This window comes from Pseudomonas viciae (assembly GCF_004786035.1).
In the GTDB taxonomy this organism is placed as follows: domain Bacteria; phylum Pseudomonadota; class Gammaproteobacteria; order Pseudomonadales; family Pseudomonadaceae; genus Aquipseudomonas; species Aquipseudomonas viciae.
Genome location: NZ_CP035088.1, coordinates 1646049 through 1660905 on the forward strand (window position 1 = coordinate 1646049; position 14857 = coordinate 1660905).

Sequence of the window (14857 nt, forward strand, 5' to 3'; positions counted from 1 at the left end):
CGGCGCGGGATCACCGCCGCCGCTCAGGCTTGCCGTGCGCCTCTTCAGTCGATGCGCTTGGCCGACTTGATGAGCACAGGGTCGATCGGCACGTTTTGCATGCCTTGTTTGGTGGTGGTCTGGGAGTTGACGATGATGTCCACGACGTCCATGCCCTTGACCACTTTGGCGAACACCGCGTAACCGGCGTCACGGCCCGGGTCGAGGAATGCGTTGTCAGCCACGTTGATGAAGAACTGGCTGGTGGCCGAGTCCGGGTTGGACGTGCGCGCCATCGACAAGGTACCGCGAACGTTGTGCAGGCCATTGCTGGCTTCGTTCTTGATCGGGGCCTTGGTGTCTTTTTGCTGCATGCTCGTAGTGAAGCCGCCGCCCTGGGCCATGAAGCCCGGGATCACACGGTGGAAAATCGTGTTGTTGTAAAAGCCGCTGTCCACGTACTCCAGAAAGTTCTTGGTACTGATGGGGGCCTTGACCGGGTCCAGTTCGATTTCGATCTGGCCGTTGGTGGTTTCAAGCAGTACGTGTGGTGCCTTGGTCGGCTGAGCAGCCATCAGGTTGGCGGCAAACAGTACGGTGCCAGCGGCGAGGGCGATTTTTTTCAGCATGGGTTCAATGATCCTGAGTGGTGGAATCGGTTGCGGTGAAAAATTCGAGCAGGGTTTGGTTGAAGCGTTCGGGTTGATCCAGCGGGGTAGCGTGCCGTGAATCGGCGATGACCACCAGCCGTGCATCGGGCAGCAGTTTTACATAGGCTTCTTTCAGCGCCACCGGGGTGTAGTCGTGGTCGGCGCAAATGACCAGGGTTGGACAGGCGACCTGTGAAAGTCGTTCCTGGACGCCCCAGCCGACGATGGCATCGAAGCTGGCGAGATAAGCACGTTTGTCGTTTTTTGCCCAGCGCCGGGCCATTTCCAGGCGTAACTCGGTTTGCCCAGGCTTGGGAAACAACTTGGCGCCCAGGGCCTTGCCGATGGTTTCCAGGCTGAGGATACGCATCAGGCTCCAACGCTTGAACCATTGCCAGCAATCGTCGGGCGTGCGCACTTTGACTTCCGGCGCGCTGTTGACGATGCACAGGCTCTTGACCAGATGAGGTTCATCCACCGCCAACTGAAAAGCGATCATGCCGCCCATGGACCAACCCACCAGATGCACCGGGCCTAGCGCCAGGTGTTCGATCAGGGCGATCAGGTCGGCGCTGAAACCTTCGATGCTGTAGCGCTCCCGCGGCTTGTCGGAGCGGCCGTGGCCGCGTACATCCACCACGATCAGGTGGTAACGGGCGGACAGCACCGGGATCTGCTTTTCCCAATCCCGGGTGCTGGAGCCCAACCCGTGGACCAGCAGCAAGGGCGCTCCGTGACCGTATTCCTCGTAGTGCAGGTTGCAACCTTCGTGTTCGAAATAGGCCATCGGCGAAGTCCTCGTCACGCTTGTTCAGGGGCGGCGAACGGCGCATCCAGCGGCGCAGTGTCGAAGGTGCGCAGCAATTCGATAAGGATTTGCGTGGCCGGGCCCAGGGGTTTTTCCTTGTTCGAATACAAATAGAAGCTCGGGTTGCGGCTGCCGCCCTGATCCAAGGGTAGCCGCTTAAGCGTGCCTTCCTTGAGTTCCCGTTCGATCATGTGCCGGGGCAGCCAGGCGAAGCCCAGGCCGCTGCCAACGAACGTCGCGGCGGTGGCCAGGCTGCCGACGGTCCAGCGTTGTTCGGCACCGAGCCAACCAACGTCGCGCGGTTGCTGGCGTCCGGAGTCGCGGATGACCACTTGCAACTGGCTCTCCAGGTCCTGGAACGTCAGTTCGCGGTTGAGGCGATGCAGGGCGTGTTCGGGATGGGCCACCGCGACGAACTCCACGTCGCTCAATTCAGCGCCCAGGTAACCAGGAATGCTGAAGCCGCTGATAGCCAGGTCGGCCACGCCTTCGAGCAGCACTTCTTCCACCCCCGACAGCACTTCTTCGCGCAACCGCACGCGGCAGCCGCGGCTCTGCGGCATGAACGCCGTCAGGGCCCGAACGAGGCGGGCGGTGGGGTAGGCGGCGTCGACCACCAGGCGCACTTCCGCTTCCCAGCCTTGCTCCATGTGGTGGGCCAGGTCTTCCAACTGGCTGGCCTGTTTCACCAGTTGCCGGGAGCGGCGCAGCAGCACGCCGCCGGCTTCGGTCAACACGGCTTTGCGCCCATCGATGCGCAGCAACGGTACGCCGAGCTGATCCTGCATACGGGCCACGGTGTAACTCACCGACGACTGGGAACGATGCAGCACTTCGGCGGCCTGGGCGAAGCCGCCATGATCCACCACGGCCTGTAATGTTCGCCATTGATCAAGGGTCACGCGGGGCGCTTTCAAATTGAGCTCCTCTTGTCCTAAGCTGGCGGTCCCTTGGTGGAGACTGCCGAATGAAGAAAATCTGTTGTGCGGTGCTGGCCCTGTTGCCGCTGACTGCGTTTGCCTATCCGATCGATGTGGAAAAACACCTCAACGGCCTGAGCATCGACTACAACGCCTATGACACCGATGCCGACATCGGTTCCATCCAGGTCAACAACTACGGCAGCACTGACGCGGCCTGCACCGTGGTGTTCAGCAATGGCCCCGAAGCACCGCGCACCCGCAAGATCGAAGTCGCCGCCGGCAAGTTCAAGAACGCCACGGCCAAGTTCAACCGCAACATCATCAAGCTGCGCATCAAGCTGACCTGCCAGCCGAAATAGCCCGGCAGCGGGGCAGGCACGCGTTGCTTGCTCCGCTTATAAACGAAATTATCGATGCTTTACAGCAATTATTTGCGCTTTTTCATCGATACGGCTGCGCTTAACCTTCACTCCATCGACTGACAACAATTTCCGATGGAGGCTACATCCCATGTCCCGCGTTCTGATCATCGAAAGCAGTGCCCGCCAGCAAGATTCGGTTTCCCGTCAACTGACCCAGACCTTCATCAGCCAATGGAAAGCCGCACACCCAGCCGATGAAATCACTGTTCGTGACCTGGCCATCAACCCGGTGCCGCACCTGGACGCCAGCCTGCTGGGTGGCTGGATGAAACCTGTCGAGCAGCGCAATGACATCGAGAACGCTTCGCTGGAGCGCTCCAACCAGTTGACTGATGAATTGCTGGCCGCCGACGTTCTGGTGATGGCTGCGCCGATGTACAACTTCGCCATCCCCAGCACCTTGAAAGCCTGGCTCGACCACGTGCTGCGTGCCGGCGTGACCTTCAAGTACACCCCCACGGGCCCTCAAGGCCTGCTGGCTGGCAAACGCGCCTTTGTGCTGACCGCTCGCGGCGGTATCCATGCCGGTGGCAGCACCGACCATCAGGAACCCTACCTGCGTCAGGTCATGGGCTTCATCGGCATCCACGACGTGACCTTCATCCATGCCGAAGGCATGAACCTGGGAGGGGATTTCCAGGAGAAGGGTTTGAATCAGGCCAACGCCAAACTGTCCCAGGTCGCCTGATCCGTTAATCCTCGGATAATCGCCAGGTGGTCTAGTGACCTGGCGCTTCCCTTCAAACCGTTTTGCGCATCGAACCTCCCTTTGCACTTGTTGCTCCTGAGTGCAGTAGCCCGATTGAACGCTTTAGCGAGATCGGGCTTTTTTTTGGGAAATAGAATAACGCTGCCTTAGACTGAGCGGCCTCCCAAGTCCAGAGGGCAGGAAAGATGTGCAGGTCGCAGACTCACTTGGATTTGCCCAAGTCTCTCGACGCCTGCTGTGGTAATTTATGCGCGCAATTGCAGTAGGGAGGCTGTGATATGTTCAAAGTCAAACGCAAGACCTGGGCTTTATTCCTGGTCTACCTCATAGGGGCCGGTGGCTACATCTACTACCTCTATGTCGAGACGCAAAGCGTCCTTACTGAAAATATTAATAACAAGTTGCTGCATGCCGCGCTGGGCGCTTCGGCCATCCTTGGCGACCGTTACCATGACAACCTGGTCGATAAACAATCCAAATCACCGGCGCAAGACTGGGATACCATTCAGCGACTCTCCGGCTTTAACGAGTCCATGGGTACCGCGTTTGTCTATAGCGTGATCAAGCGGGGTGGAGACGCTTATCTGGTCAGTTCCAGCGCATCGCAGAAAGAAATTCAAGAGAAGAATTTCGTGCGTTTTTTCGACCCTTATCCCGATGCCAGCCAGGCGTTACTCGACAGTTTTGAGCGCACCAAGCCAACCTGGATCGACTACTCGGATCATTGGGGTGATTTTCGCGCGGTCTTTGTCCCATTAAAATCGCAAGACGGTACGGTGTATGTTGTCGGCGCGGAAATTACCCTGGCGGACTACTACCAGCAACTTAATCACGACTCCCTGTATCATATCGTCCTTGCCGTTCTGGTCTTTCTCGCGTTCATCCTCTTACGCATGCGTGCCCATCTCCAGCAACTGCGAGTCAACGAACACGTATTGAACCAGGCAAAAAATGCCGCCGAAGACGCTGATCGTTCAAAAACCAGATTTCTGGCCACGATGAGTCATGAAATCCGCACCCCGATGTACGGTGTCATTGGCGCCACGGAGTTGCTGGCCCGGTCCGCCCTGGATCCCGAGCAACGCCGTCTTCTCACAACGATTCATTCCAGTGGACGGACCCTGCTTTCTCTTATCGATAACATTCTCGATCTGGCGAAAATCGAAGCGGGCAAACTTGAATTGAAACCTCGTGTTTTTGAAGTGAGAACCCTGGTTTCATCGAGCATTGAAATGATCCGGCAAAATATCCAGGACAAACCAATCGTCCTTGAGGCGCAGTTCTCGCCGGACGTACCGCCCTTGGTCAAAACCGATATCGATTGTCTTCGCCAGATATTGATCAATTTGTTGGGCAATGCGGTCAAGTTCACCGAAGCCGGAAAAGTATCACTTTTGGTCACGACCAGCGGTTACGGTCCTCAAGCACGGCTCGACTTCGCCATACGCGATACTGGCATCGGTATCCCGATGGAACGGCAAGGCAGCCTGTTCAAGCCCTTTGCTCAGTTTAAAGAGTCGGACAACCAGCGCTTTACCGGGAGTGGGCTGGGGCTTTCGATCTGTAAAAATCTGCTCGAGGCGCAACAGGGGACTTTATCCTTCACCAGTCAGCCTGGTGTCGGCTCGACCTTCTCTTTCTCACTCCCCATGGAGCTTTTTTCAGTCTCGGAAATACCCATCAGGGATGATCATGCCGCGCCTGGCTTCGACTCATCTTTTGCCGGGGATTATCCCCTCGATATCCTGCTGGTGGAGAACCATCCGGTAAGCCAGAAAGTTGCCATGGCGATGCTGCAGGAGTTGGGCTATGCCCCCGCCCTTGCATCAGATGGCCTGGAAGCGGTCAATCGTTGTATGACGTCGACTCCAGAGATCATTTTTATGGATATCAACATGCCTGTTATGGATGGACTGGAGGCCGTTCGTAGAATCCGTGAACTGCCACGGGGCGATACTTGCTACATCGTCGCTTTCACCGCGAGCGCGTTTTCGAGCGAGATAGAACGTTTCAGGGCCGCCGGTGCCGATGACATTTTAACCAAGCCGGCGAACTTCCAGGCGTTGACCCGAGTGCTTCAGCGCGCCGCCAACTACCGACAGCAACGCCAGGGCCGCATGCCGGTCGTGGATACCATTTAAAGCCAGTGGGCTCAGGGGCGCACGAGCCTGTTGTCAGCGGCCCGCTGTATCGACTGTCACACCGCCATCTCGAGCAAGCTCGCTCCCACCGTTCAAAACCGCTATCTTCGCCGCCATTCGAGACGAGGGGCGTATGGGCTATCTACTTTTTGTGACGCTGATCCAGGCGTTTTCCTTCAGCCTGATTGGCGAATACCTGGCCGGGCATGTGGACAGTTATTTTGCGGTGCTGGTACGGGTCCTGCTGGCGGGGCTGGTGTTCATTCCGTTGACGCGCTGGCGCCAGGTGGAACCGTCGTTCATGCGTGGCATGCTGTTGATCGGCGCCTTGCAGTTTGGCGTGACCTACGTATGCCTGTACCTGAGCTTTCGAGTGTTGACGGTGCCCGAGGTGTTGCTCTTCACCATTCTCACGCCTTTGCACGTGACATTGATTGAAGACGCGCTGAACCGCCGCTTCAACCCTTGGGCGCTGATCGCGGCACTGGTGGCCGTGGCCGGCGCCGCAGTGATTCGCTACGACCGGATCAACCCGGACTTCTTCATGGGCTTTTTGCTGCTGCAACTGGCCAACTTGACCTACGCGGCCGGGCAGGTGCTCTACAAACACTTGGTGGCTCGTCATCCTAGCGACTTGCCGCACTATCGGCGTTTCGGCTACTTCTACCTCGGCGCGCTGGCGGTGGCCTTGCCGGCCTTCCTGCTGTTCGGCAAGGCGGACTTCTGGCCCGAAGCCCCGCTGCAATGGGGCGTGCTGGTGTTCCTCGGCCTGGTCTCTACCGCATTGGGTCTGTATTGGTGGAACAAGGGCGCGTGCCTGGTCAACGGTGGGACGCTGGCGGTGATGAACAACCTGCACGTGCCGGTGGGGCTGCTGGTGAATCTGCTGATCTGGAACCAGCACGAGGAGTTGGGGCGGTTGCTGCTGGGCGGGTCGGTGATATTGGCGGCGGTGTGGATCAGCCGGTTGGGGATACGCCAACCGCTGCCTGCACACTGAACCCCCTTGTGGTGAGGGTCAAACCACCTGCTTCTGCGGCTCCGGCAGGTGGCTCGCCCCCAGCACCGCCGGCAGCAACCCCGAACGCAGATCCGTGCCGCTGGGCTGTTGATACAGGTTCAAGCCGAACTCCGGCATCACGGCCAGCAGGTAATCGAAAATATCCCCCTGGATGCGCTCGTAGTCGGTCCATGCGGTGGTGCGGGTGAAGCAGTAGATTTCCAGCGGGATGCCTTGGGCCGTGGTCTGCAGCTGACGGACCATGCACGTCATGTTCGGCTGGATCTCCGGGTGGCTTTTCAAATAGGCGAGGGCGTAGGCGCGGAAGGTGCCGAGGTTGGTCATGCGCCGACGGTTGGCCGACATCGCCGCGACGTTGCCCTGGGCTTCGTTCCAGGCCTTGAGCTCGGCCTGTTTACGGCCGATGTAGTCGGTCAGCAGGCGCACCTGGGTCAGGCGCTGCTCTTCCTCGTCATGCAGAAAGCGCACGCCGCTGGCGTCGATGAACAGGCTGCGCTTGATCCGCCGTCCGCCGGACTGCTGCATGCCTCGCCAGTTCTTGAACGACTCGGACATCAGGCGCCAGGTAGGGATCGAGACAATGGTCTTGTCGAAGTTCTGCACCTTCACCGTGTGCAGCGTAATGTCTACCACATCGCCGTCGGCGCCGACCTGTGGCATCTCGATCCAGTCGCCGACCCGCAGCATGTCGTTGCTGGTCAATTGCACGCTGGCGACGAACGACAGCAGCGTGTCCTTGTACACCAACAGGATCACTGCCGACATCGCACCCAGGCCCGACAGCAGCAACAGTGGCGAGCGGTCGATCAGGGTGGCAACGATGATGATTGCGCCAAAGACATACAGCACCATCTTCGTCAGTTGCACGTAGCCTTTGATCGAGCGGGTTCTCGCATGTTCGGTGCGTGCGTACACGTCCAGCATGGCGCTGAGCAGGGCACTGAGGCTCAGCACCATGAACAGAATGGTGAAGGCCAGGGCGACATTGCCGAGGAAAATCATGCTGGTCTTGCTCAGTTCCGGCACCAGGTGCAGGCCGAACTGGATGATCAGTGACGGCGTCATCTGGGCCAGGCGATGGAAGACTTTGTTCTGGCGCAGGTCGTTGACCCAGTTCAAGGCAGGTTGGCGTCCAAGCAATTTGGCGGCGTGCAAAATCAGGTAGCGCGCCACGCGTCCGAGCACCAGGGCAATGAGCAGCAGCATCATCAGGGCGAGGCTGGAATGCAGGAGCGGGTGCTGGTCAAGGGCACCCCAGAGGTCTTGAATGTTGACCCAGAGTTGTTTGATGTCCATGGACGAAACGGTTCTTCTATAGAGACGCGACGGGGCGATTAGAGCATTTAAGCCTGTCCAAGTGACCGTTGAAGGGGGATTGGCGGCAAAAAAAGCCACTGATTGTCGGCGTTTGCATAAAGAAACTCGGCCTTCGCGCTCGAAACCGTTACCCTATGCAGCTGTTTTTTTGTATTTTTTCGAGGTAGCACCCGTGTTTTCCGAATTCGCCCTGCACGAACGCCTGCTCAAAGCCGTGGCCGAGCTTAAATTTGTCGAGCCTACGCCGGTGCAGGCAGCGGCTATTCCGCTCGCGCTCCAGGGGCGTGACCTGCGGGTGACGGCGCAAACCGGCAGTGGCAAGACCGCCGCGTTCGTGCTGCCGATCCTCAACCGCCTGATCGGCCCGGCCAAGGTCCGCGTCAGCATCAAGACCCTGATCCTGCTGCCGACCCGTGAGCTGGCCCAGCAGACCTTGAAGGAAGTGGAGCGCTTCTCGCAGTTCACCTTCATCAAGTCCGGCCTGATCACCGGCGGCGAAGACTTCAAGGTCCAGGCCGCCATGCTGCGCAAAGTGCCGGACATCTTGATCGGTACGCCGGGACGGATGATCGAGCAACTGAACGCCGGCAACCTCGACTTGAAAGAAGTCGAAGTGCTCGTGCTCGACGAAGCCGACCGCATGCTGGACATGGGCTTTGCCGAAGACGTGCAGCGCCTGGTGGACGAATGCGTCAACCGCCAGCAGACCATGCTGTTCTCCGCCACCACCGGCGGTTCGGGCCTGCGGGAGATGATCGCCAAGGTGCTGAACAACCCTGAGCATTTGCAGCTCAACGCGGTCAGCCAGCTGAACGCCACCACCCGCCAGCAGATCATCACCGCCGACCACAACCAGCACAAAGAACAGATCGTGAACTGGTTGCTGGCCAACGAGACCTACCAGAAAGCCATCGTCTTCACCAACACCCGGGCCATGGCCGACCGCATCTACGGCCGGCTGGTGGCTCAGGAATACAAGGCATTCGTGCTGCATGGCGATAAAGACCAGAAAGACCGCAAGCTGGCCATCGACCGCCTCAAGCAAGGCGGCGTGAAAATCCTCGTGGCCACTGACGTTGCCGCCCGCGGCCTGGACGTGGACGGCCTGGACCTGGTCATCAACTTTGACATGCCCCGCAGCGGCGACGAGTACGTGCACCGAATCGGTCGTACCGGTCGTGCCGGTAACGACGGCTTGGCGATCTCGCTGATCTGCCACGGCGACTGGAACCTGATGTCGAGCATCGAGCGCTACCTCAAGCAGAGCTTCGAGCGCCGCACCATCAAGGAAGTCAAGGGCACCTACGGCGGACCGAAAAAGGTCAAGGCCTCGGGCAAGGCGGTTGGCGTGAAGAAGAAAAAGGTCGACGCCAAGGGCGACAAAAAGAAAACCGGCGCCAAGGCTCCAACCAAACGCAAAATCGCCAACCGCCCGAAGACCGACGCCCTGTCGCTGGTCAGCAAGGACGGCATGGCCCCGCTCAAGCGCCGCAAGCCAGAGGCGCCTGCGGCTGACTGAAGCCGCGTTAGCGCTTGATAAAAAGAACCGGACCTTGGGTCCGGTTTTTTTATGGGTGAATACACAAATCCCCTCGCCACAAAAGCGGGTTGGGCTCGGCTGTGGCGAATCACCCAGCTTTCTTTTCCGCGCTCTTCAGTTCTTCCAAGCGCTTATCAATCAACTGGCACTTGTCCGGCAAATCCTTGCTGGCGGTTTTCAGGTCCATGTCTTGCAACTCGTCGTTGATTTCCTTGGCCTTGGTCGGGTTCTGTTCGGTGAGCTTGGTCACTTCCTTGGCCAATTGTTCGCGCTTGGCGGTCGCTTCCTCTGGCGTGCAAGTGGCCCAGGCGGGCAGGGCGCAGGTGAGGGTGGCGGCGAGGGTGAGTTTGATGAGGGGGTTCATGGCTGGGGCCTCGTATTCCTTGTTGGGCAGGTAATGGGTTGAGGCCAGTGCAGGGTGGAAAGTTCATTAGCCTGCCGTTTGGCCGGCGTTGCGTCGCTGGGCAGGCCCAGATACGGATTGAAGTCTTTTTCAGGATTTCCCTAGCCGATATGAAACCCTCGTCTACCATGGAGAAAGCGACTGGTAGCCCTATGCCTGCAACGCCGGGTCGCTGTTTCATACAGGATGTAAGTGCTTCATTAGCTAGGAGGCTAGCAATATGTCTGTCGCAATGCAGTCAATGACTTCCAGATCATCCAGCGCAGCTCACATCGAGCAATGGAACAACTACGCCTGCCAGGACGTATCCACGACCTGTGGTAGCCGTTAATTCAAAGGAATGAAACCTATGAGTCTTAGAGCGATATTCAGTCGGCTGATGTTGTGTCTGTGTGGTTTATTTGCGCTCTCATCGGCCTATGCGCAGAGTCTGATCATCGCCACACCGCAACAAGGTGTGGGCATAAAAGTCGATGTCTTTGACAAGCCCGACGCCTCAGACGGTATTCCTTCCTCGACGAGCTTGGTGAAGTTCGGCCTCCCAGCGGGGTTTATACCCGCGGTGCAGTCGTTCAAGGGAAAAATTTATATGTTCTGGTCCAATAATTATGATTCAGAGCATATCTATTCTTCCCATTCGACAGATGGGAAAAACTGGTCTCTTGCTAAAACTATCCCCGTGAATGGCTACCGATGGGGGGGTGATATTTCAGTGACTGTATTTAAGCAGAAGCTAGTGCTGACCTTTGCCGATCCTCAGCATCGCTTGAGGACCACCAGCTCTGCAGACGGTGTCAACTGGACCGATATTCAAACGGTCAATACCAGTCCTGTGGTCGGCGTTAACAGTCCTGTTGTGTATAACGGTCAATTATTTGTTTTTTATCACAAGGACGACGGCAAGGCTAAAACTGTTTATTACGTTAATTCGAATGATGGCCTTCTGTGGGGGCGGGAAACTCCAGCGTTCGAGGAAAGCACTGCCACGCCTCTGATCAAAGTGGTGCCGGTCGTCTATAACGGTACATTATGGGTCTATTACACCGTGGAAAATCGCCTCATGTACGCACGCACCTACGACCGTGGCGGCCACTGGGGAGATAGGCAAGAACTGAAAGGTATAAACAGTAAACTTTTCCTGAACAGTGCAACGATGATCAACGATCGTGTGTTTGTCAGCAATAATACAAAAACTTTTTACTCAAGCGATGGGCTTAACTGGAATCCGTATTTCGCCGCGAGTGGACTTAATAACTTTTCCTCGGTATTGGGCGTTTCCTATGCCATTACCGCAAGCGATCTAACCGCACGCAACCCGCAACTGCCGTCGGACCTGGCCACAGGCCTCAGCCACACCGACTATGCAACCTTCGCCTGGCGCAGCTTTTTCGCACTAAACAATACAGCTGCGGCACCATTGCCCGCTAACCGCGGCGTCGGCAACCCCGCCAGCAGTTTTGCCGACTCGGGCAAGGTGCCAAAGTCTCCCAGCCCCTTGTTATGGCAAACCTTCGCGCACCGTACCGAGTTGTTTCCGGGTATGAACAGAAACGGCGCAGGCGGCCCTACGCGTCCGTTTGGTTCTGACCCGCAATACAGTTATATCGAGTTTCCCAACGGGGCGCCTTTGGCACCAGGCGCCAGTTATGCTCATTACAACAATCTGGATGAGGCAACCCAAATCGGTCAGAACGCCATATTTTTCCCGGTGAATCCTCCAAATGTGGCGAAGACAACAGATGCAAGGGGGGACTACGCGCCCTCAAAGGACAGCCAAATCCTGTTTGAGGCCAAGGCGAATCCGGTCATCTATGAGTATGCTCGGAAGCTGACGAGCTACCCCAATACAAATATCGTCCTGCCTGACGGCGCTGTGGAGGTCAAGGCGGCATGGCGCAAGCTGGCAGACATTCCGGTACAGAATCAATCGCGCTACCACACGGCAACTGTGGTGACGTATCAAGGCACCGACGCTAAGCCGGTGGCGCACAATGAAGACTACGCTTTGGTCGCCTTGCATATCATTCATAAGACGCCCAACTACCCGACCTTTATCTTCGCCACGTTCGAGCACGAAGATGCCCTGACATTGCCTGACGGCAAGTCGCCGACCGGTCTCTACTACATCGCCAACTACAACAGGATTGCCTACCCCAGCGCCACACCACTAGCGACTAATCCACCGGTCGCGACCTTCTCCGATGGCAACACAAACCATACGGTTACCCTGCCCAGGGAGGACTTCGTAGAGTCGAGCGTTAATCCGCGAATCTACTCCGGCACCAAGGGGATACCTAAGGGGCAGGCCGGCCCGATCACTGTAGTGCAACCGCCGACCGTCTTTAACGAAGTCGTTGCGGTCAACAATCAAGTCCAGGCGCTGATGGAGGGGAGCGGCGAATTCACCCATTCAGTCTGGAAGCACTACCGGCTTAGAGGGGTGCAAGCCATCCCTTCGAGCGAACAAACAGATCCGGATTACTACCTGGCTAATATCATGGTCGAAAGCAGTCAACCGGGGATCCAGCTGTTTCGCGGAAGCAACTCATTCCCCATTCCAGAGGACAGCGTGCTGACCAATACCCGTGACTTTAAGAACATCAGGGTGCCGGACTATGACCACAGCACGAAAAGCACCCTGACCATGGGCGGTTGCATGGGGTGTCACGGCATCGCCCAGAGCCAATTGCAACAAGGCTTCAGTTTCCTGTTTGATGCGATCAAACCACCCAAGGTCAAACCTCGTACGCCCAACTTCGTTGAGCCTACCGGCTTCAAGAACCCAGAAACTGTAGGCTTGCCGGATCCTCACACCATGAGTGAGCGGGCCCGGAAGTACGCTTTGGGCTTTCAGAGTCAGGACGTGGTTGAGGGTACGGGCAAGTAGCAGCCAAACACCTCGAGCAGGAGGGTCGCAACGCGGACCGTCCTGCTGTCTGAAACAGGAAAAAACCGGACCTTGAGTCCGGTTTTTTTATGGGTGAAAAACCAGGCTGGTTGGAGCGTGAGCCTGTGACGAGACCACGCTGTCATCCCCTCTATCCATTTGTAGGAGATTTCTAGCTATGCACAGGACCTTTCGTACCTACGTACGGGAGGCGTCTGATTCAGATGAACGGTCCCGAGAATAACCGCAAAGCTTAAGCGATTAAGTTGACGTCAAAATGATGGCTAACTAATATCGCGCCACTATTTTGATGTCACTTTTCTCGAGGGATCGAACATGTCCTCACCCGCCTTTTGGGCGAGGTTGTGCGTGGCTTTGCTGTGCCTTTCTCCACTGACCCTGGCTCACGCCGCCCCCACGCCTGGCGACACGGACCTGATCCGCGAGCGCCAGAACCGTTTGCTCGAAGAGCAGCGTCGGCGTCTGGAAGAGCTCAAGGACCTGCCTGGCAGGGAGGCGAAGCCGAGCCTGCCGACAGCACCTGTCGATACCCGTTGCTTCCCCATCAAGACCGTCGAACTCAAGGGCGCCGACAGTCTTTCCGCCAGCGAGCGCGAGCACCTGCTCAAGCCTTACATCGGCCGATGCCTGGGCGTGCCGCAGCTCAACGAGTTGCTCAAAGTCATTACCGACCACTACATCGAAAAGGGGCTGGTCACCAGTCGTGCTTATTTACCGCAGCAGGATTTGTCCGGCGGGCATCTGAGCGTGTTGGTGGTGGAAGGGCGTCTGGAAGGCCTGAAGGGCGCCGAGAACAGCCAGCTGTCGGACCGCGAGTTGGCGATGGCATTTCCCGGGGCGACCGGTGAGTTGGTCAACCTGCGGGAGATCGAGCAGATGGTCGATCAGCTCAATCGCTTGCCATCGAATCAGGCAAAGATGGAGCTGACCCCCGGCCAGAACGTCGGCGGCAGTGAAGTGCGCGTGACTAACGATCAACAAAAGCCCTGGCGTGCCGGGCTGTCGCGCAGCAACGACGGCCAGCGCAGCACGGGCGAGCAACAGTGGGGTACCAGTTTTGAATGGGACAGCCCGCTGGGCCTGGCCGACCAGTTGATGCTGCGCGGCGGTCACGACGCGATGACCGACCACCAGCACACCTCGCGCAACGCCATGCTCTATTACAACCTGCCGTTTGGCTGGTGGAACGTCAGTTACACCTACAGCCAGAGCGAGTACCGCTCGCAGATCCCGGCCAACGGTTTCAACTTCAAGCAGACCGGCGACAGCCAGAACCATCAGTTGCGGGTCGAGCGGGTGATCCATCGCGACGCCCTGAGCAAGACCTCGCTCAGCACCGGCCTGGCGTACCTGCGCACCAACAACTTTATCGAAGACAGCAAGTTGGCGGTGAGCAGCAATCGCCTCAGCGAAGGGCAGTTCGGCATCAACCATGGCCGGCGGGTCGGCACTGCCTTCGTCAACCTGGACCTGGGCGTGCAGCAAGGCATCGGCGCCTTCGATGCCCAGGGCGACGACGATCCGGGCCCTGGCCAGGCCGACGCCCGTTATCGCAAATACACCGCCACCGCCAGCTACCTGCAACCGTTCCAGGTGTGGGGTGAATCCTTCAGTTTCAGCAGCCTGATGACCGGCCAACGCAGCGAGGACGTGTTGTTCAGTCCGCAGCGCATGAGCCTGGGTGGTCAGTCGTCGATTCGCGGCTACAAGGACCAATCGCTGTCCGGCGACAGCGGCGGCTATTGGCGCAACGACCTGCGCTGGAGCCGCCCGGTGACGCTGGAATGGCTACGCCCGGTGTTCGCCGAATACGGCAGCAGCCTTGGTTATGACCAGGGCGTGATTCGTGGTGATCGCTACAACGGCGATGAGCACGGGCGCATGTCGAGTAACTCGGTGGAGTTGTTCGCCCGCGGCCAACACCTGACCGCCAGCGTCACCTTCGCCCACTCCCTGGAACGTCCGGATGCCCTGACCGAGCGCGAAGCGCCGATCTACTTCCGCGTCGATGTACTCCTTTAAATTCTGCCGCAACG

At 58.0% G+C, this 14857-nt stretch carries 12 protein-coding genes; 7 read left to right on the forward strand and 5 right to left on the reverse strand.

The genetic code is table 11. The annotated features are described in order from the left end of the window. Positions 1–44: 44 nt before the first annotated feature. Genes EPZ47_RS07620 through EPZ47_RS07630 form a run of 3 tightly spaced genes read right to left on the reverse strand, consistent with a single transcriptional unit; the run spans position 45 to position 2354 of the window. Positions 45–608, reverse strand: coding sequence for a peptidylprolyl isomerase (locus EPZ47_RS07620; RefSeq protein ID WP_135844228.1), 564 nt, complete (start codon positions 606–608; stop codon positions 45–47). A gap of 4 nt (positions 609–612) precedes the next feature. Continuing rightward, a complete protein-coding gene (locus EPZ47_RS07625) occupies positions 613–1416 on the reverse strand; it encodes an alpha/beta fold hydrolase (protein ID WP_135844229.1) in 804 nt (267 codons plus the stop codon). Between the two features lie 14 nt (positions 1417–1430). Further along, complete coding sequence (locus EPZ47_RS07630) at positions 1431–2354, reverse strand: PA3225 family LysR-type transcriptional regulator (protein ID WP_135844230.1); 924 nt, start codon at positions 2352–2354, stop codon at positions 1431–1433. A gap of 50 nt (positions 2355–2404) precedes the next feature. On the opposite strand from EPZ47_RS07630, the gene EPZ47_RS07635 reads away from it, so the two are divergent. The 4 genes from EPZ47_RS07635 (at position 2405) to EPZ47_RS07650 (ending at position 6632) form a co-directional block, all read left to right on the forward strand. Next, a complete protein-coding gene (locus EPZ47_RS07635) occupies positions 2405–2719 on the forward strand; it encodes a 3-phosphoglycerate kinase (RefSeq protein WP_135844231.1) in 315 nt (104 codons plus the stop codon). 151 nt (positions 2720–2870) lie between these two features. Continuing rightward, complete coding sequence (locus EPZ47_RS07640; RefSeq protein WP_135844232.1) at positions 2871–3470, forward strand: FMN-dependent NADH-azoreductase; 600 nt, start codon at positions 2871–2873, stop codon at positions 3468–3470. 299 nt (positions 3471–3769) lie between these two features. Further along, positions 3770–5632 carry an ATP-binding protein gene (locus EPZ47_RS07645; RefSeq protein ID WP_135844233.1) on the forward strand — a complete coding sequence of 621 codons (1863 nt, stop codon included), beginning with the start codon at positions 3770–3772 and terminating at the stop codon, positions 5630–5632. 133 nt (positions 5633–5765) lie between these two features. Continuing rightward, entirely contained in the window at positions 5766–6632 is an 867-nt protein-coding gene (locus EPZ47_RS07650; protein ID WP_135844234.1) for a carboxylate/amino acid/amine transporter, read from the forward strand. A gap of 18 nt (positions 6633–6650) precedes the next feature. On the opposite strand, the gene EPZ47_RS07655 is transcribed toward EPZ47_RS07650, so the two are convergent. Then, positions 6651–7949 carry a mechanosensitive ion channel family protein gene (locus EPZ47_RS07655; protein WP_135844235.1) on the reverse strand — a complete coding sequence of 433 codons (1299 nt, stop codon included), beginning with the start codon at positions 7947–7949 and terminating at the stop codon, positions 6651–6653. 193 nt (positions 7950–8142) lie between these two features. On the opposite strand from EPZ47_RS07655, the gene EPZ47_RS07660 reads away from it, so the two are divergent. Then, positions 8143–9489, forward strand: a complete 1347-nt coding sequence (locus EPZ47_RS07660) for a DEAD/DEAH box helicase (protein ID WP_135844236.1) — start codon at positions 8143–8145, stop codon at positions 9487–9489. Between the two features lie 109 nt (positions 9490–9598). On the opposite strand, the gene EPZ47_RS07665 is transcribed toward EPZ47_RS07660, so the two are convergent. Beyond that, positions 9599–9874, reverse strand: coding sequence for a hypothetical protein (locus tag EPZ47_RS07665; protein WP_135844237.1), 276 nt, complete (start codon positions 9872–9874; stop codon positions 9599–9601). Between the two features lie 388 nt (positions 9875–10262). On the opposite strand from EPZ47_RS07665, the gene EPZ47_RS07670 reads away from it, so the two are divergent. Then, positions 10263–12800, forward strand: a complete 2538-nt coding sequence (locus EPZ47_RS07670) for a glycoside hydrolase (protein ID WP_135844238.1) — start codon at positions 10263–10265, stop codon at positions 12798–12800. Positions 12801–13136: 336 nt separating this feature from the next. Continuing rightward, the gene (locus tag EPZ47_RS07675; RefSeq protein WP_135844239.1) at positions 13137–14843 is read left to right on the forward strand and encodes a ShlB/FhaC/HecB family hemolysin secretion/activation protein; all 1707 of its coding nucleotides are present in this window, start codon (positions 13137–13139) and stop codon (positions 14841–14843) included. Positions 14844–14857 lie beyond the last annotated feature (14 nt).